This is a genomic window from Streptomyces sp. NPDC059853 (assembly GCF_042731495.1).
Classification (GTDB): domain Bacteria; phylum Actinomycetota; class Actinomycetes; order Streptomycetales; family Streptomycetaceae; genus Streptomyces.
Window position 1 is genome coordinate 1 of the sequence record NZ_JBHWJL010000484.1, and the last position, 2432, is coordinate 2432.

The 2432-nt window shown below is 72.8% G+C and carries 2 protein-coding genes; both read left to right on the plus strand.

Features of this window, described 5'->3' with window-relative positions; all coding sequences use genetic code 11:
* Positions 1-192 precede the first annotated feature (192 nt).
* Positions 193-1155: a cysteine synthase A gene (cysK, locus tag ACFV5N_RS27065; RefSeq protein WP_385604948.1), complete on the plus strand. Its 963-nt coding sequence runs from the start codon at positions 193-195 to the stop codon at positions 1153-1155.
* 11 nt (positions 1156-1166) lie between these two features.
* Positions 1167-2393: a questin oxidase family protein gene (locus ACFV5N_RS27070; protein WP_385604950.1), complete on the plus strand. Its 1227-nt coding sequence runs from the start codon at positions 1167-1169 to the stop codon at positions 2391-2393.
* Positions 2394-2432 lie beyond the last annotated feature (39 nt).

The following is a 2432-nucleotide window of genomic DNA, read 5'->3' on the forward strand; positions in this document are numbered from 1 at the left end:
GGCGCTGGTCATCAAGGACGTCCCCGCCGGCGCGCGCGTCCTGGCACCCGTCGCCGAACCCCGGCACCGCCGCCCCGGCCCTGCCCCCCGCCGGTCCCGCCCCGCCCCCACCCTGACCGCCCCCTCCCGCCGGGAGCACGGCTCCCCGGCGGCCTTCCCCACCTGGTGACCCCACCTTCGGAAAGAGGCATTGTGCTCACGTCGACCAAGCGGCCGGTGGCCGCCTCCCTGGAACACCTCATCGGCGACACCCCCATGGTCCGGCTGGACCTCGGCGCCGCCCACGAGGACACCACCGTGTACGCCAAACTGGAGATGGCCAACCCGCTCTCCAGCGTCAAGGACCGCACCGGCCTCTACATGATCGAGGCCGCCGAGGAACGCGGGCTGCTGCGCCGCGGCGAGGGCACCGTCGTGGAAGCCACCTCCGGCAACACCGGCATCTCACTGGCCGCGCTGTGCGCCGCGCGCGGCTACCGGTGCGTGATCGTCCTGCCGGACAACGCGACCAGCGAACGCGTCCAGCTGCTGCGCGCCTTCGGCGCCGAGATCGTGCTGACCCCGCACGAACAGGGGTACGTGGCCGCGATCGAGAAGGCGGAGCAGATCCACCGCGAACTGCCCGGCTCCTGGTTCGCCTGCCAGCACGAGAACCCCGACAACGTCCAGGCCCACTACGCCACCACCGGGCCGGAGATCTGGCGCGACACCGACGGCCGCGTCGACGTGCTGGTCTGCGGGGTCGGCACCGGCGGCACCCTCTCCGGCACCGCCCGCTACCTCAAGGAACAGAACCCCGCCGTCCGGGTGGTGGCCGTCGAACCCGAGCGCTCCCCGGTGCTCAGCGAGGGCTGGGGCGGCCTGCACCGCATCCCCGGTCTCAACGGCGGATTCGTCGCCCCCACCACCGACCTCGACGTCATCGACGAGGTGCTCACCGTCTCCGACAGCGACGCCTTCGCCGCCGCCCGGCGGCTCGCCCGCATCGCCGGACTGCTGGTCGGCGTCTCCTCGGGAGCCGCCGCGCACGCCTGCCGGACGCTGGTCGCCCGGCCCGAGTACGCCGGCCGGACGGTGGTCACCCTCTTCCCCGACACCGGGGAACGCTACCTGTCCTGGCTCCAAGCCGCCGCCGACGACGAGAGCGAGAAGTGAGCCGAACGACCATGACCGACGCCACCCTCGTCGAGCGGCTGCTCAACGACCGCACCCACTACATCGAGTTCAACAGCGACCCCGGCCTCACCGGCCCCGCGTTCCCCGCCGACCGGCTGCTGCCGTCCGCCAGACACCTCAGCAACCACGCCAAACACGCGGTCGTCGCCCTCGCCGGCCTCGGCGCCCCGGACGAGACGATCGAGGCGTACTACCGCGACTACACCACGCTCACCCCCTACGGCTACCCCCTGGAACCGGCCAGGACCTCCCGGGGAGCCATCACCGAGGACACCTGGGAGCAGTGGATCGGCGCCCGCAGCCACTACGCCGACTACTGCGCGTTCTTCGACCGGCGCGAGCGCGAACTCGGCCTCGACGCACTGCTGCGCCGCTATGTCCCCCCGCTGCTGCCCGGCTGGGTCGGCGCCTTCACCCACGCCACCATCCACCTGGGCTGGGCCCTGGACGCCGGAAACCGCTGGATGACCATCGAGGGCCTGGCCTACCTCGCCTTCTCCGCCGTCTCCTGCCACCCGGAACGGGCCACCCCGGCGCCGGAGCACACGGGGGAGCGCCCGGTGGACTCCCTGCTGCGCGTCGCGGGGGAGTGGGAGCGCGACCCGGAAGGGCTGCGGAAATGGGCCGAGACCCTGATCGCCGACACCTCGCCCGGGGCGACCGCCGGCATCCATCCCGAACTCGCCGGACTCCAGTACCGGATCGCCCGGGTCCTCGGCGAGGGCCACCCGCTGATCGACCGGACCCCGCCCTGGACGGAGGAGGACCCCGGTGCCGCCTGGGACCGGCTGTACTACGCCGTCACCCTGCTCTACCTGGCGATGCCCGGCGACTTCATCGCCCTCCACCTCATCACCTCGCTCCACGCCATGGAACAGATCGCGAGCCGGCTCCCCGCCGAGCAGCAGCGCGAGGCCGTCCGCTCCTACTGGCGGGGCATCCTGTGCGTCCTCTTCTCCCGCGCCGAGTTCCCGGACCGCACGCGACTCGCCGCCCTGCACGCCCGCTTCGCGGACTCCTTCGACGACGGGACGGACCCGGCGCACGCCGAGGAGTGGGAGCGGACCATCGCCCGCGCGATCGGCCAGATCGAGGAGCACAACCCGAAACTGGTGTACGTCCTGCGCCGGGTCTGGCGCAGGACCGGCCACCACACGCTCTACCGCGTCGCCGCCGGGCACTTCACCCCGACACCCCAGGCACTGAAGTCGAAGTGATCCGGGCCGCCGGGGCGGGGTCTCCTACCCGGCCCCGCG